Genomic DNA, 16,685 nt, shown 5'->3' on the forward strand with positions numbered 1-16,685 from the left:
AAGGCGACAGCCGCCACCCGGCGAAATTACAGGTACCGTGCCTGATATCTTGCCCGGCGGCGCTGCGCTTGCGCGGGCCTACGGGGTATGAGCCTGTGAGAGGACCCTGTAGGCCGGATAAGGCGTAGCCGCCACCCGGCGAAATTACAGGTACCGTGCCTGATATCTTGCCCGGCGGCGCTGCGCCTGCGCGGGCCTGAGAGGTTTGAGCCTGTAAGAGGCCCCTGTAGGCCGGGCAAGGCGTAGCCGCCACCCGGCGAAATTACAGGTACCGTGCCTGATATCTTACCCGGCGGCGCTGCGCCTGCGCGGGCCTGCGAGGTTTGAGCCTGTAAGAGGACCCTGTAGGCCGGGCAAGGCGACAGCCGCCACCCGGCGAAATTACAGGTACCGTGTTTGATACCTTGCCCGGCGGCGCTGCGCCTGCGCGGGCCTACGGGGTATGAGCCTGTGAGAGGACCCTGTAGACCGGGTAAGGCGACAGCCGCCACCCGGCGAAATTACAGGTACCGTGCCTGATATCTTACCCGGCGGCGCTGCGCCTGCGCGGGCCTGCGAGGTTTGAGCCTGTGAGAGGCCCCTGTAGGCCGGGTAAGGCGACAGCCGCCACCCGGCATAAAGCCTGGAGCCAGGTACGATAAATACCCGAACTTGGCGCGAAGGCCTCGTCCGGGCTACCGGTAAGGATGAATGGTAAACGCCGCCAGCGCTCAGCGCCGGGAGCGTACCACCTGGTAACGCCGGGTGAAATACTCCACCGGCGCGCTCCAGACGTGAACCAGGCGGGTGAAGGGGAAGATCAGAAAGATGGTCATTCCGAGCACCAGGTGGACGCGGTAAATCCATGTGACACCGTCCAGATGCGCCGAGGCGCCGCCGTGGAAGGTGACCACCGCCTGCGCCCAGTCCACCAGCTTGAGCATTTCGCTGCCGTCCGGATGCTGGGCGGAGAAGGGGATGGTTGTCAGCCCCAGCGCGCACTGAATCAGCAGAATGCACAGGATCAAAATATCCGCGGTCGTGGAGGTGGCGCGAATTCGCGGGTTGGTCAGGCGGCGCATCAGCAGGCCGACACCGCCTACCAGGGTCAGCACGCCGCAGATGCCGCCAAGGATCATGGCCATCAGCTGCTTCTGGGACATCGGCAGGAACCACGAGTAGACCCAGTGTGGGGTCAGCATGCCAAAGAGATGGCCAAAGAAGATGCCGAGAATGCCGATATGAAATAAGTTCGACCATAGCACCATCCCGCGCTTATCCAGCATCTGGCTGGATGAGGCGCGCCAGGTATACTGCCCGTAATCGTAGCGCAGCCAGCTGCCCACCAGAAAGACGGTGCCGCACAGGTAAGGGTAGATATCGTAAAAGAAGACGTTCAGATACTGGATCATTTCGGGCCTCCGGCGCGGATGTCAACGTACTGCGGCGCCACATCCTGACTAAAGCGTCGTTGATAAGCTTGCATCGACGAGCTATCGCAAGCGGTCGCATTATCTTCGATAAACTTCACCTGCTCTTCTTCCCACACGGCGTCCAGCGCCTGACGGGTATCGTCGCGCTTTTCTCCCGCCACCTGTTTTGTGACACTGTCACTGGTGAGCGGGCTTTTAGCCAGCGCCAGCAGGGCGTCAAACAGCTGGTAGTACGGGCAGGCTCGCTGCTTAAGACGGCCGCCGATCAGTGCCAGAATCGGCGCGATATTCTGCAGCCCCTCCCGAGCCTCCGCGGGAGGTAGAATACTGAGATACTCCAGATACAGCGGCAGATGGTCGGGCAACTCGCGACAATCGATCTGCAGACCCGCCTGCTGATACTGATTCATCAGGTCGACCATCGCCTGGCCGCGGTCGCGGGATTCGGCATGCACATGTTCAAACAGCAGCAGCGAGGTGGCGCGCCCGCGCTCGAACACCTCGCACCATTCGGCCTGGCGATCCAACAGCGGAGCCGTCAACAGCTCACCGACAAACGGCGTCAGGGAAGGGACATCGGCCCTGATCAGCGCCAGGGCGTCGTCGCGGTTCTCCCACAGTAACTCGTCGGGGTACTCCAGCAGCAGACCGATCACTTTCAGGATCCGCATCACTCGCCCTCCCCATGCTTACGCACGCCGCTGACGTCGATGGCGTCGATCCGCCGGCTGTTAAACAGGTTGAATTTCGTATCTGACCCGTGGCAGCCATCGCCGAAGGTAAAGCCGCAGCCGTTACGTTCCGGAAAGGCATCCTCCGCCAGTTCGCGATGGCTGGTGGGGATCACGAAGCGGTCTTCGTAGTTGGCGATCGCCAGATAGCGATACATCTCTTCGACCTGCTCAACGCTGAGGCCCACCTCTTCAATGGCCCGGGTATCGGTGACGCCCTCGACGGTTTGCGAGCGCTTGTAGTGGCGCATCGCCATCATCCGTTTCAGCGCGCGCAAGACCGGTCCGGTATCGCCGGCGCTCAGCAGATTCGCCAGGTATTGCACCGGGATGCGCAGACTCTCAACCGCCGGCAGGATGTTGCCGTTGCTCGGTAAGCCGCCGGCGTCGGCAACCGACTGGATCGGCGACAGGGGCGGCACGTACCAGACCATCGGCAGGGTGCGATACTCCGGATGCAGCGGCAGGGCCAGGTTCCAGTCCATCGCCAGCTTATAGACCGGCGACTTCTGCGCCGCCTCAATGACGTTGTGCGGGATCCCTTGCTTTAGCGCTTCCTCGATGACCGCCGGATCGTTTGGATTAAGGAACACCTCGCACTGGCGCTCATAGAGGTCGGTTTCATGTTCGGTACTAGCCGCCTCTTCAATACGGTCGGCGTCATACAGCAGTACGCCAAGATAGCGGATGCGCCCGACGCAGGTTTCTGAGCAGACCGTTGGCTGCCCGGACTCAATGCGCGGATAGCAGAAGATACATTTTTCCGACTTACCGCTCTTCCAGTTAAAGTAGATTTTTTTGTACGGGCAGCCGCTGATGCACATCCGCCAGCCGCGGCATTTATCCTGATCGATCAGTACGATGCCATCTTCCTCACGCTTGTAGATGGCGCCGCTCGGGCAGGTGGCCACGCAGCTCGGGTTGAGGCAGTGCTCGCACAGGCGCGGGAGATACATCATGAAGGTATTTTCGAACTGGCCGTACATCTCTTTTTGCATGGCTTCGAAGTTACGGTCGCGGGCGCGTTTCTCGAATTCGCCGCCGAGCAGCTCCTCCCAGTTCGGGCCCCAGTTAATCTTATCCATACGCTCGCCGCTGATCAGCGAGCGCGGGCGGGCGGTCGGCAGATATTTGCCCTCCGGCGCGTTGTGCAGGTGCTGGTAGTCGTAGGTAAAGGGTTCGTAGTAATCGTCGATCGCCGGCAGCACCGGGTTGGCGAAAATCTTCGATAACACGCTGACCCGATTGCCGAGGCGGGGCGTCAGCTTACCGCTAATGCCGCGGATCCAGCCGCCTTGCCACTGATCCTGGTCCTCCCAGTTTTTGGGGTAGCCAATGCCCGGTTTGGTCTCCACGTTATTGAACCACGCGTACTCCATGCCTTCGCGGCTGCTCCAGACGTTTTTACAGGTGACCGAGCAGGTGTGACAGCCGATGCATTTGTCCAGATTCAGCACCATTCCAACCTGAGAACGGATTTTCATTTTTTCGCCTCCTGTACCTGATCGCGACCTTCGTCATCCAGCCAGGCAATCTTCTTCATTTTGCGGATCATGATGAACTCGTCGCGGTTCGATCCGACGGTGCCGTAATAGTTAAAGCCATAGGCCAGCTGGGCGTAGCCGCCAATCATGTGCGTTGGCTTCGGACAGACGCGGGTTACCGAGTTATGAATGCCGCCGCGACGACCGGTCACTTCCGAACCCGGGATATTCATAATCCGTTCCTGAGCGTGGTACATCATGGTCATCCCCGGCGGCACCCGCTGGCTCACCACCGCCCGCGCGGTGAGAGCCCCGTTGGCGTTGAACGCTTCAATCCAGTCGTTATCTTCAATGCCCAGCTCTTTCGCGTCGGTTTCGCTAAGCCAGACGATCGGCCCGCCGCGCGACAGCGTCAGCATCAGCAGGTTTTCGCTATAGGTTGAGTGGATCCCCCACTTCTGGTGCGGCGTCAGGAAATTCAGCGCTTTTTCCGGAAAGCCGTTTGGCGGCACGGCCTTCATCTGGCTGACGCTGCGGGTATCAATGGGCGGGCGATAGGCTACCAGGCTTTCGCCGAAGGCGCGCATCCACGGATGGTCCTGATACAACTGCTGGCGGCCGGAGAGGGTGCGCCATGGGATCAGCTCATGCACGTTGGTATAACCGGCATTGTAGGAGACGTGCTCGCTTTCCAGTCCGGACCACGTCGGGCTGGAGATAATTTTGCGCGGCTGCGCCTGAATATCGCGAAAGCGGATCTTCTCATCCTCTTTATTGAGCGCCAGATGGGTATGATCGCGGCCGGTAAACTCTCCCAGCGCCTGCCAGGCTTTCACCGCCACCTGGCCGTTGGTTTCCGGGGCGAGGCTAAGAATAACTTCGGAGGCGTCAATGGCGCTGTCGATCCGCGGCCGGCCTTTGGCCGGACCGTCGGGCTTGACGTAGTTAAGCTTGCCGAGGAAATCGACTTCGCTTTGCGTATTCCACGCAATGCCTTTCCCGCCGTTGCCAAGCTTATCGAGCAGCGGGCCGAGAGAGGTGAAGCGGTCCCAGGTGGCCGGGTAGTCGCGTTCCACCAGGGCAATGGACGGTGCGGTTTTGCCTGGAATGAGATCGCATTCGCCTTTGCGCCAGTCAAGCACCTCGAACGGCTGCGACAGTTCGCCGGGGGAATCATGCTGCAGTGGGACCAGCACCACATCGGTCTCTTTGCCAAGATGGCCGACGCAGACCTGCGAGAAGGATTTAGCGATATCCTTGTAGATCTCCCAGTCGCTTTTCGCCTCCCAGGCCGGGTCGACGGCGGCGGAGAGCGGGTGGATAAACGGGTGCATGTCCGAGGTGTTCATATCGTCTTTTTCATACCAGGTGGCGGTCGGCAGGACAATATCGGAGAAGAGACAGGTACTGGACATGCGGAAATCCAGCGTCACCAGCAGGTCGAGTTTTCCCTCAATCGCCGCGGTCTGCCACTCGACTTCCTCAGGTTTTACCTCATCGCTGGCGCCCAGTTCATCACCCTGAATACCGCTGTCGGTCCCGAGCAGGTATTTCAACATGTACTCATGCCCCTTACCGGACGATCCCAGCAGGTTTGAGCGCCAGATAAACAGGTTGCGCGGATGGTTTTTGCCGCTATCCGGCTGCTCGGCGGCAAAGCGAATATCGCCTGATTTTAACGACTGGACGGTGAACTCAGCGGGGGAGAGCCCGGCGGCCTCGGCCTGCTGCTTAATGGTCAGCGGGTTGACGTTGAGCTGGGGCGCAGAAGGTAACCAGCCCATCCGTTCCGCACGGACGTTGAAGTCGATAAGGCTGCCGCTAAATTTGCTGGCGTCGGCCAGCGGCGACAGCAGCTCCTGCGCGGTCAGTTTTTCGTAGCGCCACTGGCTGGCGTGGTTGTAGAAATAAGAGGTACTGTTCATCTGCCGCGGCGGACGACTCCAGTCCAGGGCGAACGCCAGCGGCAGCCAGCCGGTCTGCGGGCGCAGTTTCTCCTGACCGACATAGTGCGACCAGCCGCCGCCGCTCTGGCCGACGCAGCCGCAGAATACCAGCAGATTAATCATCCCGCGGTAGTTCATATCCATGTGGTACCAGTGGTTCACCCCGGCGCCGAGGATAATCATTGAGCGGCCGTGGGTCTTATGCGCCGTATCGGCAAACTCGCGGGCGATTTGTTCGATATGTTGACGCGGTACGCCGGTGATCTGCTCCGCCCATGCCGGGGTATAGGCTTTGACCTCGGCGAAATCCTTCGCCGCATTGACATCGTCAAGCCCTCGATCCAGACCGTAGTTGGCCAGAATCAGGTCATAGACGCTGACCACCAGGCCGTTTTCGCCACTGGCCAGCGTCAGCTGTTTAGCCGGTAGCGGGTGAAGGGTCACCGGTGACTGCGCTACGCTGCGAAAATGCGGGTTTTCGTTGCCGCCAAAGTAGGGGAAGCCCACCGACACCACGCTGTCGCGAATATCCAGCAGCGACAGCTTAAGCTCGACATCTTTGCCGTCTGCCCGTTGTTCGAGATTCCATTTGCCTTTTTCGCCCCAGCGAAAGCCGATGGAGCCGTTCGGCGCCACCAGTTCCCCGTCGCTGTTATAGGCCACGGTTTTCCATTCCGGGTTATTACTTTCTCCGAGACCGTCAAGCAGGTCGGAAGCACGCAGCATACGGCCCGGCGTATAGCTGCCGTCGTCGCGCGGCTCGAGTATCACCAGCATCGGCATGTCGGTGTAGGTCCGGCAGTAGTTGAGAAAGTAATCGCTCGGTTTATCGAGGTGGAAGGCTTTGAGGATCACATGGCCCATGGCCATCGCCAGCGCGCTGTCGGTGCCTTGCTTCGGCGCCAGCCACTGGTCGCAGAGCTTAGCGACTTCCGAATAGTCCGGCGTGATGGCGATAGTTTTGGTGCCCTTGTAGCGCACTTCGGTAAAGAAGTGGGCGTCCGGGGTTCGGGTCTGCGGCACGTTGGAGCCCCAGGCAATAATGTAGCTGGAGTTGTACCAGTCGGCGGATTCCGGCACGTCGGTCTGTTCGCCCCAGGTCATCGGCGAGGCGGGGGGCAGATCGCAGTACCAGTCATAAAAGCTCAGGCAGGTGCCGCCAATCAACGATAAATAGCGAGTGCCCGCGGCGTAGGAGACCATCGACATCGCCGGGATCGGCGAGAAGCCGGCGACGCGGTCCGGGCCATAGTGTTTGATGGTCCAGACGTTGGCGGCGGCGATGAGCTGGTTCAGCTCTTTCCAGCTGGAGCGGACAAAACCGCCTTTGCCGCGCGCCGCTTTATAGCTGCGGGTTTTTGCCGGATCCTGCATGATGCTATCCCATGCCAGCACCGGGTCGGGATGCTGCGCCAGGGCTTCGCGCCACAGCTCAATCAGTCGTTTACGCGCCAGGGGGTACTTCAGGCGGTTGGCGCTGTAGAGATACCAGGAGTAGCTGGCGCCGCGCGGGCAGCCGCGCGGTTCGTGATTTGGCAGATCCGGCCGGGTGCGCGGATAATCGGTCTGCTGGGTTTCCCAGGTAACGAGGCCGTTTTTGACGTAAATTTTCCAGCTGCAGGAGCCGGTGCAGTTCACACCGTGCGTGGAGCGGACAATTTTGTCGAACTGCCAGCGTTGACGGTAGCTATCTTCCCAGTCACGGTTGTTGTTGTAGACCTGGCCGTGGCCGTTGGCAAAAGTCTCGCCCTTCTGCTTAAAGTAGCGAAAGCGATCCAGAAGTTTACTCATGACATTTCTCCTGCTCCGATGATGTCCGGCATCGTGCCACCCGGCCGGATGAGCGAACGAACTCGTAAGGCCGGATAAGGCGTAAGCCGCTATCCGGCAGATAAATCGTTATGGTTAAGCGGGTTTACGGCGGCCGTAGACCAGCCAGGTCACCAGCACGCAAACCACATAGAAGACAAAAAAGACTTTCATCGCGCCAACCGGTGAGCCGGTCATCGCCAGCGAGGTGCCGAAGGCTTTCGGAATAAAGAAGCCGCCGATGGCGCCGATCGCCGAGATAAAGCCCAGCGCGGCAGCGGTATCGGTCACCGCCTCGTGCTGCGCTTCTTCATCGCTGCCGCCGCGCTGTTTTACGCTGTCGATGGTGAGCTGGCGGAAGATGACGGCGATCATCTGGAAGGTGGAGCCGCTTCCCAGACCGGCGGTTAAAAAGAGCCCCATAAACACCACGTAGAAAGCGAGAAAGCTGCCGGAGCCGCTGCCTGGCAGGGTCAGAAACAGCAGGCCGGTAAACAGCGCCATCAGGACGAAGTTAACCAGCGTCACCCGCACGCCGCCGAGACGGTCGGAGATGATCCCGCCGAACGAGCGCGCCAGCGCGCCGATGAACGGTCCAAAGAAGGCGAGCTTGAGGATATCGACCGCGGGAAACTGGGTTTTCGCCAGCATGGCAAAGCCGGCGGAAAAGCCGATGAACGAGCCAAACGTCGCCAGATAGAGCAGGCTTAACAGCCACATATGCGGTCGCTTGAGCACGGGAAGCTGATCGCGAATCGAGGCCTTTGAACCGGCGATATCGTTCATGCCGAACCATGCCGCGACGGTGGCGAGCAGCAGCAGCGGTACCCAGACGAGCGCCGCATTACTCAGGGTGATTGTCGAACCATCGGGCTGGGTGACGCCATGGACGCCGAGAAAGGTGAAGAGCGGCAGGAAGATGACCGCCGGGGCGACCATCTGCATCACGCTTACGCCCAGATTGCCAAGGCCGCCGTTGACTCCCAGCGCGCTGCCCTGTTTCGCTTTGGGGAAAAAGAAACTGATATTTCCCATGCTGGAAGCAAAATTCGCTCCGGCAAAACCGCACAGCAGCGCAATAATAATAAATACCCAGAACGGAGTAGTAATATTCTGGATTGCCACCCCTAACCAAATACAAGGCACGATCAGGATAACGGTACTTAATACGGTCCAGTAGCGCCCGCCAAAAAGGGGTACCATAAAGGAGTAGGGGACCCGTAATATCGCGCCGGAAAGTGAAGGCAGGGCGGTTAATAAAAAAAGCTGGTCGGTGGTGAAATGAAAACCGACCTTATTGAGATTGACCGCTACGGCGCTGAATAACATCCATACGCAGAAAGCAAGTAGCAGACAGGCCACTGATATCCATAGATTTCTTCGCGCAATGGCTTGGCCTTTATTTTCCCAGAACGCCTTGTTTTCAGGCCGCCAGTTGTTCAAAAGGTAATGATTATCTTTATCATTCTGCACCGACATATTGCCCTCTACTTGCCCGGAAAGGAGTAAATAAATAAGGTCAACAGCTGAATACAAGGGGATAGTGAATAACGCTTAATTTGCGTTATCTATGAAGCGTAGATAAAAAAAACGTGCTGACAGAGAGCACGTGGTAAGCGTAGTGGAATTAATTGTTACTAAATGTAAATATGCCTAAAACAACTCCAGCGTAATCATCTTATTTACATAGCGGCTAAACGCCGCCTCATCCAGGGCCTGCGCGTCCAGCGCATAAATCCCGTCGAGGCCGCACACCAGGGCGATAAAGCGCCAGGCGATATCCGCCGCAGGCTCAGCCGACCGAAATTCGCCGCTGGCGAGGCCCTGCTCGATGATGGCGACGGTCTCGGCATGCCACATATTCATGGTCAGCAGGTAGGCCGCTTTGATGTCCGGATCGCTGTCGGCCAGCACCTGGCCTTCGCGCCACAGGCGGATATAGGGTTCCAGTCGGCCATCCTCGCTGCCGATCATCGAGAACAAGCGCTCGCGCCAGCTGGCGTCCTCAGCCACCAGCGGCATGTCGAGCATCTCGCGGATCAGGCGGATGAAAACCTGCGCTTTCAGCTCGCCGATGGAGGTGAAGTGGTGGTGCAGCTGCCCGGCGGCCACCTGGGCTTCGCGGGCGATCTGCCGCACGGTCATGGCGGCAAAGCCGCCGCGCAGGGCCAGGCGCATGGCGGCCTGCATAATCCCTTCCCGTCGCGCATCACGTTGTAAATAGTGCATAGAACCCCGCTGTCATCTGGCTTTGGCCGAGTGTAACAAAAAGTTGGACATGTGTTCAACAATCCGGCAGGATCGCCATCCTGGACGTGTGTCCAATATTCAATATTGATTGAGGTACAAGCTATGTCACGGCAATGGATGACGCTGATGGCGATTTTGCTGGTTTATATTCCGGTGGCGATTGACGCTACGGTGTTGCATGTGGCCGCGCCGACCCTCAGCGTGGCGCTGGGTAGCAGCGGCAATGAGCTGTTGTGGATCATTGATATCTACTCATTAGTGATGGCCGGGATGGTGCTGCCGATGGGCGCCCTTGGCGATAAGATCGGCTTTAAGCGCCTGCTGCTGCTCGGCAGCGCCATTTTTGGCATCGCCTCGCTGTGCGCCGCGCTGTCGCCGACGGCCATGACGCTGATTGCCTCACGCGCTTTGCTGGCGGTGGGGGCGGCGATGATCGTCCCGGCGACGCTGGCCGGGATCCGCAGCACCTTTGCCGAGGCCAGCCAGCGCAATATGGCGCTGGGGCTGTGGGCAGCGGTCGGCTCCGGCGGCGCGGCCTTCGGCCCGCTGGTGGGCGGTATCCTGCTGGAGCATTTCTACTGGGGGTCGGTGTTCCTGATCAATGTGCCGATCGTGCTGGTGGTTATCGCGATTAACGCGAAAGTGGTGCCGCGCCAGCCCGCGCGCCGCGAACAGCCGCTCAATCTACTGCAGGCGCTCGTTTTGATTGCCGCGATCCTGATGCTGGTGTTTAGCGCGAAATCGGCGCTGAAGGGCCAGCTGGCGCTGTGGCTCACCGCGCTGGTGGCGCTCGGCGGGGCGGCGATGTTAACCTGGTTTATCCGCAAGCAGCTGTCGGCGGCCCGCCCGATGGTGGATATGCGCCTGTTCACCCATCGCATAATCTTAAGCGGGGTGATGATGGCGATGACGGCCCTGATTACCCTGGTCGGTTTTGAGCTGCTGATGGCCCAGGAGCTGCAGTTTGTGCACCAGAAAACGCCGTTCGAGGCGGGGATATTTATGCTGCCGGTAATGGTGGCCAGCGGCTTCAGCGGCCCGATTGCCGGCCTGCTGGTGTCGCGGCTTGGGCTGCGCGAGGTGGCGACCGGCGGGATGCTGCTCAGCGCCTTCAGCTTTCTCGGCCTGGCGTTGACCGATTTCAGTACCCAGCAGTGGCTGGCCTGGGGGCTGATGACGCTGCTGGGCTTTAGCGTGGCCAGCGCGCTGCTGGCCTCCAGTTCCGCGATTATGGCGGCAGCGCCGAAGGAGAAAGCGGCGGCCGCCGGGGCGATTGAAACCATGGCCTATGAGCTGGGCGCCGGTCTCGGCATAGCGCTGTTCGGCCTGATCCTGACCCGCAGCTACAGCGCCTCTATTGCGCTGCCGTCTGGCCTGAGTGGCACCATGGCGCAGCAGGCGGCGTCATCGATTGGCGAGGCGGTGAGTCTGTCCCAGGCGCTGCCCGCCGGGGTGGCGCAGGCGCTGATGGCGGCGGCGAAGACGGCTTTTATTCAGGCTCATAGCCTGGTGCTGGCGACGGCGGGTGTATTGCTTCTGCTGCTGGCCGCCGGGATCTGGCGCAGCCTCGCCACCGTGGCGAAACCGCAGTCGGCGCTATAGCTGCAGCGACAGATCCATCGCCGCGCGCCGTAGCGGAGCGAGGGCCTTCTCTTTTAACGCCGCGGCGCAGACCGTCGCGGCAGGTACCCCGACATTCAGGGCGGCCACCACCTGACCGTGACGCGACAGCACGGGTACCGCCAGCGAGCACAAGCCTACCTCGATCTGCCGGTCGGCGAGGGCATAGCCCTGCATGCGCACCCGAGCGATCTCTGCACGTAAACCGGACAAATCGCACAGGGTATGCGGAGTGTAGCGAATAAGCGTAGCCCGTGACAACGTCACTTCCAGCTGTTCCTCCGGCAGCGCGCTCAGCAACACCCGCCCCATCGACGTGGCCCACGCCGGCAGGCGGCTGCCGCGCCCCAGATCGATGCTCAGTAAATTATTGACCGCCGCGCGGGCAATATAGAGCACGTTATCCCCGTCGAGCGTGGCCGCCGAACAGGATTCGCCGAGCGCTTTGCCAAGATTATCCAGCGCCGTCTGCGCCACCTTGGCCAGCGGCGTGCCTGCCAGATAGGCGTGGCCGACGGCCAGCACCCGGGGGAGCAGTTCATAGCTACGGCCATCCGGACTGTGCACCATGCCCAGCGCGGCGAGGGTATACAAACAGCGGCGTACCGCCGCGCGCGAGATTTGCGTTTTCTGGCTGAGCTGGGAAATGGTCAGCCGCTGGCGCTGGGGGGTGAAGGCGTTAAGGACCTCCAGCCCGCGGGCCAGAGATAGCATAAAGTTAGGGTCGTGCTCGGCCTGCCTGGCGCTCAGCGTATTGGGAATATTGTCGCTCATCGCATCCTTCTCCGTTGCAGCGTAAAGCTTACGGCAGATCACTATACCTTGCGCAAAATGGGGCGCGCTGAATTGTGCCGGTTTTACCACCACGATCACATTAATAACCGTCTTTTAACAAACGCGTCGATAATCGCACAACATTTCGATTATCGCCGTTGACCATCCGCCAGGCTGAACCCTATTGTCAATGGCACAGACCCCCGTTATGGATGTGGGTACAAAAAGTTATATATCTCATCAGGAACAGAAAATGACTGCCACCGTAGAGCAAATCGAGAGCTGGATTGTGGATGTCCCGACCATCCGGCCGCATAAATTGTCGATGACCACCATGGGCTGCCAGTCGCTGGTGATCGTGCGCCTTACCCGTTCCGACGGCATCTGCGGCATCGGCGAAGCCACCACCATCGGCGGCTTGAGCTATGGCGTTGAGAGCCCCGAGGCCATCTCGTCGGCGATCACCCATTATCTGACGCCGCTGTTGAAAGGGCAGCCGGCCGATAACCTGAATGCGCTGACCGCCCGCATGAACGGCGCCATTAAAGGCAACACCTTTGCGAAGTCCGCCATCGAAACCGCGCTGCTCGACGCTCAGGGCAAAGCCTTAGGTCTGCCGATATCAGCCCTGCTCGGCGGCGCGTTGCAAACGGCGTTGCCGGTGCTGTGGACCTTAGCCAGCGGCGATACCGCGAAAGATATCGCTGAAGGAGAAAAACTGTTGGCCGAAGGCCGCCACCGGGCGTTCAAACTGAAGATCGGCGCGCGTGAACTCGCCACCGACCTGCGTCATACCCGCGCCATCGTTGAAGCGTTAGGCGACCGCGCCAGCATCCGTGTCGACGTCAATCAGGCCTGGGACGCTGCCACCGGCGCGAAAGGCTGCCGCGAACTGGCGGCGATGGGCGTCGATCTTATCGAACAGCCGGTCAGCGCCCAAGATAATGCCGCCCTGGTGCGGCTAAGCCAGCAAATTGAAACCGCGATCCTCGCGGATGAAGCGGTCGCGACCGCTTACGATGGTTATCAGCTGGCGCAGCAGGGCTTTACCGGCGCTTACGCGCTGAAAATCGCCAAAGCCGGGGGGCCGAACAGCGTGCTGGCGCTGGCCCGCGTCGCGCAGGCGGCAGGGATTGGCCTGTACGGCGGCACCATGCTGGAAGGCACCGTAGGGACCGTGGCTTCTCTGCACGCCTGGTCGACGCTGCCGCTGCAGTGGGGTACCGAGATGTTCGGCCCGCTGTTGCTGAAAGACGATATTGTCAGCGTGCCGCTCACCTTTGCCGACGGTCAGGTGGCGCTGCCGCAAACGCCGGGCCTTGGCGTCGAGCTGGATGAAGACAAACTGCATTTTTATACCCGCCAGCCGTAGCGGGGAACAGGAGAAAAAAATGTTATTTAAAGTGGAGATGACCGTCAATATTCCGCCTGGCTTTCCCGCCAACGAGGCGGAGGAAATAAAACAACGCGAAAAAGCCTATTCGCAACAATTACAGCGGGAAGGCAAATGGCGACATATCTGGCGCGTTGCCGGCCTTTATGCCAACGTCAGTATTTTCGATGTTCAAGATGCCGAAGAATTGCATCAAATATTAATGGGATTGCCGCTATATCCCTTTATGGCGATAAAAGTGGAAGCCCTCTGTCGTCATCCGTCATCAATTCGCGATGACGATCGCTAATAATAATATCTGACCTCACGCCGGTATTACCGGCGTATACCCTGCAAAATATAAGAGAGAACCAGTATGAGTAATGTATTCGTACAACAACCAGCTATTCAAAAATTATTACGCGACAGTGCCGGATTAGATGTTGCCGGCGGCGATGAACGTTTTAAGGCGATTATTCATCGTCTGCTGGAAAATATCTGCACGCTCATCGACGACTATAACGTTACGGAAGAAGAGTTCTGGCACGCGGTAAACTATTTGCACGAGCTGGGCGGGCGTCAGGAGGCGGCGCTGCTGGCGGCGGGTCTGGGACTGGAGCATTTCCTCGATCTGCGCCAGGACGCCATCGACGCGGCAGCGCATCGGGAAACCGGCACCCCGCGCACCATCGAAGGGCCGCTGTACGTGGCTAATGCGCCGCTGGCCGAGGGTCACGCCCGCATGGATGACGGCGCCGACGCCGGAGAAGTGATGTGGCTGCACGGTGAAGTCAAAGACACCGAGGGCCGGCCAGTGGCCAACGCTATTGTTGATATCTGGCACGCCAACACCCTCGGAAATTATTCCTTCTTCGACCCAGGCCAGAGTGAGTACAACCTGCGCCGGCGGATCCGCACCGGCGCCGATGGCCGCTACAGCGTGCGCAGCATCATGCCCTCCGGCTACGGCTGCCCGCCGGATGGCCCAACCCAGAAACTGCTGGACAGACTGGGTCGCCACGGCAACCGTCCGGCGCACATTCACTTTTTCGTCTCCGCGCCGGGTCATAAACATCTGACCAGCCAGATTAACCTCAATGGCGATAAATACCTGTGGGACGATTTTGCCTTTGCCACCCGCGACGGCCTGATTGCCGATCCGGTAAAAGTGACCGACCGCGAGATCATCGCGCAGCGCAATCTTGAGGGAGAGCACACCGAGGTTTGTTTTGATTTCACCCTGTGTAAAGCGCTGAGCGCCGACGAAGAGCAGCGTGGGATCCGCGTGCGCGCCAAAGAGTAAGCGGCATTATCGGCCCCGGGCACGCTACTGCCCGGGCCAGATATTGCACTCGAAAACGAAGAATTCACCCTGTTTCTTTCATCCTGAATCCTGCAGGAGGGACCGACTCATGCAAAAAACGCTCTCGACGCTCAAAGACAAAATCAATAATGCCTTAGTTGTCGACCGTGAAAATCATATTTACCGTTGCCACCGCTCTATATTTACCGACCAGCAGTTATTTGATTTTGAAATGAAACATATCTTCGAAGGAAATTGGGTTTTTCTTGCCCATGAAAGCCAGATTGCCGAGCCGGGAGATTATTATACCCTGACGCTGGGACGGCAGCCGGTTATTATTACCCGCGATAAAAAGAATGAGCTGCACGCGCTAATTAACAGCTGCGCTCACCGCGGCGCCATGTTATGTCGACGCAAAACCGGGAATAAAAATTCTTTCACCTGTCCGTTCCACGGCTGGACCTTCAGCAATAATGGCAAATTATTAAAGGCCAAAGATGAGAGCACTGGCGGCTATCCGCCGAGCTTTAAACAAGACGGCTCCCACGACCTGCAAAAGTTGCCGCGTTTTCAGTCCTATCGCGGTTTCTTATTCGGTAGCCTCAATGCCGACGTGCAGCCGCTGGAGGCCTATCTCGGGGAAACCTGCAAGATTATCGACCTGATCGTCGACCAGGCGCCGGAGGGGCTCGAGGTACTTAAGGGTTCGTCGAGCTATGTATATGAGGGCAACTGGAAACTGGGCGCGGAAAACGGCGCCGATGGCTATCACGTCAGCGTGGTCCACTGGAACTACGCCTCAACCATGTCACGCCGCAACTATGAAGCGGAAGGGACGCACGCGGTGGATGCCAACGGTTGGTCAAAAAGCCTCGGCGGCGGCTATGGATTTGATAACGGCCATATGCTGTTGTGGACCCGGGCGCTCAACCCGGAAGTGCGCCCGGTCTATGCCCACCGCGAACGGCTGCAGGCGGAATTTGGCGAACGCCGTGCCGACCAGATGGTCAACGAAACCCGCAACCTGTGCCTGTACCCCAATGTCTACCTGATGGATCAGTTCTCGACGCAAATCCGCGTAATCCGCCCCATTGCGGTGGATAAAACCGAAGTCACCATCTGGTGCTTTGCGCCGAAAGGGGAATCCGACCAGGCCAGAGCGCTGCGTATCCGCCAGTACGAGGATTTCTTTAACGTCAGTGGAATGGGGACGCCGGACGACCTCGAAGAGTTCAGCGCCTGCCAGCGCGGCTTTCTCGGCGAAAATCTGCCATGGAGCGATCTCAGCCGCGGCGCGCTGCGCTGGGTCGATGGCGCGGATGAGCATGCGCAACATGCCGGCTTTTCGCCGCGGTTAAGCGGGGTGAAATCGGAGGACGAAGCGCTGTACATCGCCCATCACCACCACTGGCAGACGCTGATGCTGGCGGCCATTGAACAGGAACAACAGTTTTACGACCAGTCCATTACCCAGCGCGTGGAGGTGGCCTGATGCTTAACCTCGAACAGGTTCGCCAGTTTCTTTACTACGAAGCCCGTCTGCTGGACGATCGTCAGTGGGACGAATGGCTCAGCTGCTACAGCCCGCAGGTGGTCTACTGGATGCCGGCATGGGGCGACGATGACCAACTGACGCGCGACCCGCAAAAAGAGATTTCGCTTATCTACTACCCCAACCGCGAAGGGCTGGAGGATCGCGTCTACCGCATTAAAACCGAACGTTCCGGCGCCAGTACGCCAGAGCCGCGCACCACCCACATCATCAGCAACGTTGAGCTGCTGGGCGAAAGCGACGAGGGTCTGGAGGTGCGCTACAGCTGGGTCACCTGGAGCCATCGCTATCAGCACACGGATGCCTATTTTGGCTCTACCTGCTGCACGCTAATCGAACAGGACGGCAGACCGCAAATCATCCGTAAAACTGTGCGCCTGAATAACGACTATATCCGTCAGGTGATTGACGTTTACCACATTTAAGAGGCGC

The 16,685-nt window shown here is 59.3% G+C and carries 13 protein-coding genes; 6 read left to right on the forward strand and 7 right to left on the reverse strand.

Annotated elements, in window-relative coordinates; genetic code table 11:
* Positions 1 to 710 precede the first annotated feature (710 nt).
* The 6 genes from narI to IB144_RS12315 all read right to left on the reverse strand — a co-directional run bounded on the left by narI (position 711) and on the right by IB144_RS12315 (position 9,611).
* Positions 711 to 1,391 (reverse strand): respiratory nitrate reductase subunit gamma, encoded by a 681-nt coding sequence (gene narI / locus IB144_RS12290; protein WP_149358945.1) that lies wholly within the window; start codon positions 1,389 to 1,391, stop codon positions 711 to 713.
* The gene (gene narW / locus IB144_RS12295; RefSeq protein WP_002906547.1) at positions 1,388 to 2,083 is read right to left on the reverse strand and encodes a nitrate reductase molybdenum cofactor assembly chaperone; all 696 of its coding nucleotides are present in this window, start codon (positions 2,081 to 2,083) and stop codon (positions 1,388 to 1,390) included. The genes narI and narW overlap by 4 nt, the downstream gene beginning before the upstream one ends.
* Positions 2,083 to 3,627: a nitrate reductase subunit beta gene (gene narH, locus IB144_RS12300; protein WP_049186949.1), complete on the reverse strand. Its 1,545-nt coding sequence runs from the start codon at positions 3,625 to 3,627 to the stop codon at positions 2,083 to 2,085. Before narH ends, narW begins: the two co-directional genes overlap by 1 nt.
* Positions 3,624 to 7,364: a nitrate reductase subunit alpha gene (locus IB144_RS12305; protein WP_064162037.1), complete on the reverse strand. Its 3,741-nt coding sequence runs from the start codon at positions 7,362 to 7,364 to the stop codon at positions 3,624 to 3,626. The genes narH and IB144_RS12305 overlap by 4 nt, the downstream gene beginning before the upstream one ends.
* A gap of 114 nt (positions 7,365 to 7,478) precedes the next feature.
* Positions 7,479 to 8,861, reverse strand: coding sequence for a NarK family nitrate/nitrite MFS transporter (locus IB144_RS12310; protein WP_004151231.1), 1,383 nt, complete (start codon positions 8,859 to 8,861; stop codon positions 7,479 to 7,481).
* Positions 8,862 to 9,035: 174 nt separating this feature from the next.
* The gene (locus IB144_RS12315) at positions 9,036 to 9,611 is read right to left on the reverse strand and encodes a TetR family transcriptional regulator (protein ID WP_004888643.1); all 576 of its coding nucleotides are present in this window, start codon (positions 9,609 to 9,611) and stop codon (positions 9,036 to 9,038) included.
* Between the two features lie 123 nt (positions 9,612 to 9,734).
* Here IB144_RS12315 and kmrA point away from each other — a divergent pair, with 123 nt between their 5' ends.
* Positions 9,735 to 11,234 carry an efflux MFS transporter KmrA gene (gene kmrA / locus IB144_RS12320; RefSeq protein WP_004184186.1) on the forward strand — a complete coding sequence of 500 codons (1,500 nt, stop codon included), beginning with the start codon at positions 9,735 to 9,737 and terminating at the stop codon, positions 11,232 to 11,234.
* Here kmrA and IB144_RS12325 read toward each other — a convergent pair.
* Positions 11,229 to 12,119 (reverse strand): IclR family transcriptional regulator C-terminal domain-containing protein, encoded by an 891-nt coding sequence (locus IB144_RS12325; RefSeq protein WP_074440771.1) that lies wholly within the window; start codon positions 12,117 to 12,119, stop codon positions 11,229 to 11,231. The two genes, kmrA and IB144_RS12325, sit on opposite strands and share 6 nt — an antisense overlap.
* 115 nt (positions 12,120 to 12,234) lie before the next feature.
* On the opposite strand from IB144_RS12325, the gene IB144_RS12330 reads away from it, so the two are divergent.
* From IB144_RS12330 to benB, 5 genes are all read left to right on the forward strand, one after another.
* Complete coding sequence (locus tag IB144_RS12330) at positions 12,235 to 13,398, forward strand: muconate cycloisomerase family protein (RefSeq protein ID WP_072198310.1); 1,164 nt, start codon at positions 12,235 to 12,237, stop codon at positions 13,396 to 13,398.
* Between the two features lie 19 nt (positions 13,399 to 13,417).
* On the forward strand, positions 13,418 to 13,708 hold the full coding sequence (gene catC, locus IB144_RS12335; RefSeq protein ID WP_002906471.1) for a muconolactone Delta-isomerase: 291 nt from the start codon (positions 13,418 to 13,420) through the stop codon (positions 13,706 to 13,708).
* Positions 13,709 to 13,774: 66 nt separating this feature from the next.
* On the forward strand, positions 13,775 to 14,701 hold the full coding sequence (gene catA, locus IB144_RS12340) for a catechol 1,2-dioxygenase (RefSeq protein ID WP_004175986.1): 927 nt from the start codon (positions 13,775 to 13,777) through the stop codon (positions 14,699 to 14,701).
* Between the two features lie 109 nt (positions 14,702 to 14,810).
* Positions 14,811 to 16,193, forward strand: a complete 1,383-nt coding sequence (locus IB144_RS12345; RefSeq protein WP_065888668.1) for a Rieske 2Fe-2S domain-containing protein — start codon at positions 14,811 to 14,813, stop codon at positions 16,191 to 16,193.
* Positions 16,193 to 16,678 (forward strand): benzoate 1,2-dioxygenase small subunit, encoded by a 486-nt coding sequence (gene benB / locus IB144_RS12350; protein ID WP_004175988.1) that lies wholly within the window; start codon positions 16,193 to 16,195, stop codon positions 16,676 to 16,678. Before IB144_RS12345 ends, benB begins: the two co-directional genes overlap by 1 nt.
* Positions 16,679 to 16,685 lie beyond the last annotated feature (7 nt).

It is taken from the genome of Klebsiella sp. K4 (genome assembly GCF_014596785.2).
Lineage (GTDB): Bacteria > Pseudomonadota > Gammaproteobacteria > Enterobacterales > Enterobacteriaceae > Klebsiella > Klebsiella pneumoniae.

What these genes read in the sequence shown, in the direction of transcription:
- IB144_RS12310 (WP_004151231.1), bottom strand. Translation starts at nt 8,861, where the DNA reads ATGTCGGTGCAGAATGATAAAGATAATCATTACCTTTTGAACAACTGG.
- narW (WP_002906547.1), bottom strand. Translation starts at nt 2,083, where the DNA reads ATGCGGATCCTGAAAGTGATCGGTCTGCTGCTGGAGTACCCCGACGAG.
- IB144_RS12345 (WP_065888668.1), top strand. Translation starts at nt 14,811, where the DNA reads ATGCAAAAAACGCTCTCGACGCTCAAAGACAAAATCAATAATGCCTTA.
- benB (WP_004175988.1), top strand. Translation starts at nt 16,193, where the DNA reads ATGCTTAACCTCGAACAGGTTCGCCAGTTTCTTTACTACGAAGCCCGT.
- narI (WP_149358945.1), bottom strand. Translation starts at nt 1,391, where the DNA reads ATGATCCAGTATCTGAACGTCTTCTTTTACGATATCTACCCTTACCTG.
- IB144_RS12305 (WP_064162037.1), bottom strand. Translation starts at nt 7,364, where the DNA reads ATGAGTAAACTTCTGGATCGCTTTCGCTACTTTAAGCAGAAGGGCGAG.
- narH (WP_049186949.1), bottom strand. Translation starts at nt 3,627, where the DNA reads ATGAAAATCCGTTCTCAGGTTGGAATGGTGCTGAATCTGGACAAATGC.
- IB144_RS12330 (WP_072198310.1), top strand. Translation starts at nt 12,235, where the DNA reads ATGGATGTGGGTACAAAAAGTTATATATCTCATCAGGAACAGAAAATG.
- catC (WP_002906471.1), top strand. Translation starts at nt 13,418, where the DNA reads ATGTTATTTAAAGTGGAGATGACCGTCAATATTCCGCCTGGCTTTCCC.
- kmrA (WP_004184186.1), top strand. Translation starts at nt 9,735, where the DNA reads ATGTCACGGCAATGGATGACGCTGATGGCGATTTTGCTGGTTTATATT.
- IB144_RS12315 (WP_004888643.1), bottom strand. Translation starts at nt 9,611, where the DNA reads ATGCACTATTTACAACGTGATGCGCGACGGGAAGGGATTATGCAGGCC.
- catA (WP_004175986.1), top strand. Translation starts at nt 13,775, where the DNA reads ATGAGTAATGTATTCGTACAACAACCAGCTATTCAAAAATTATTACGC.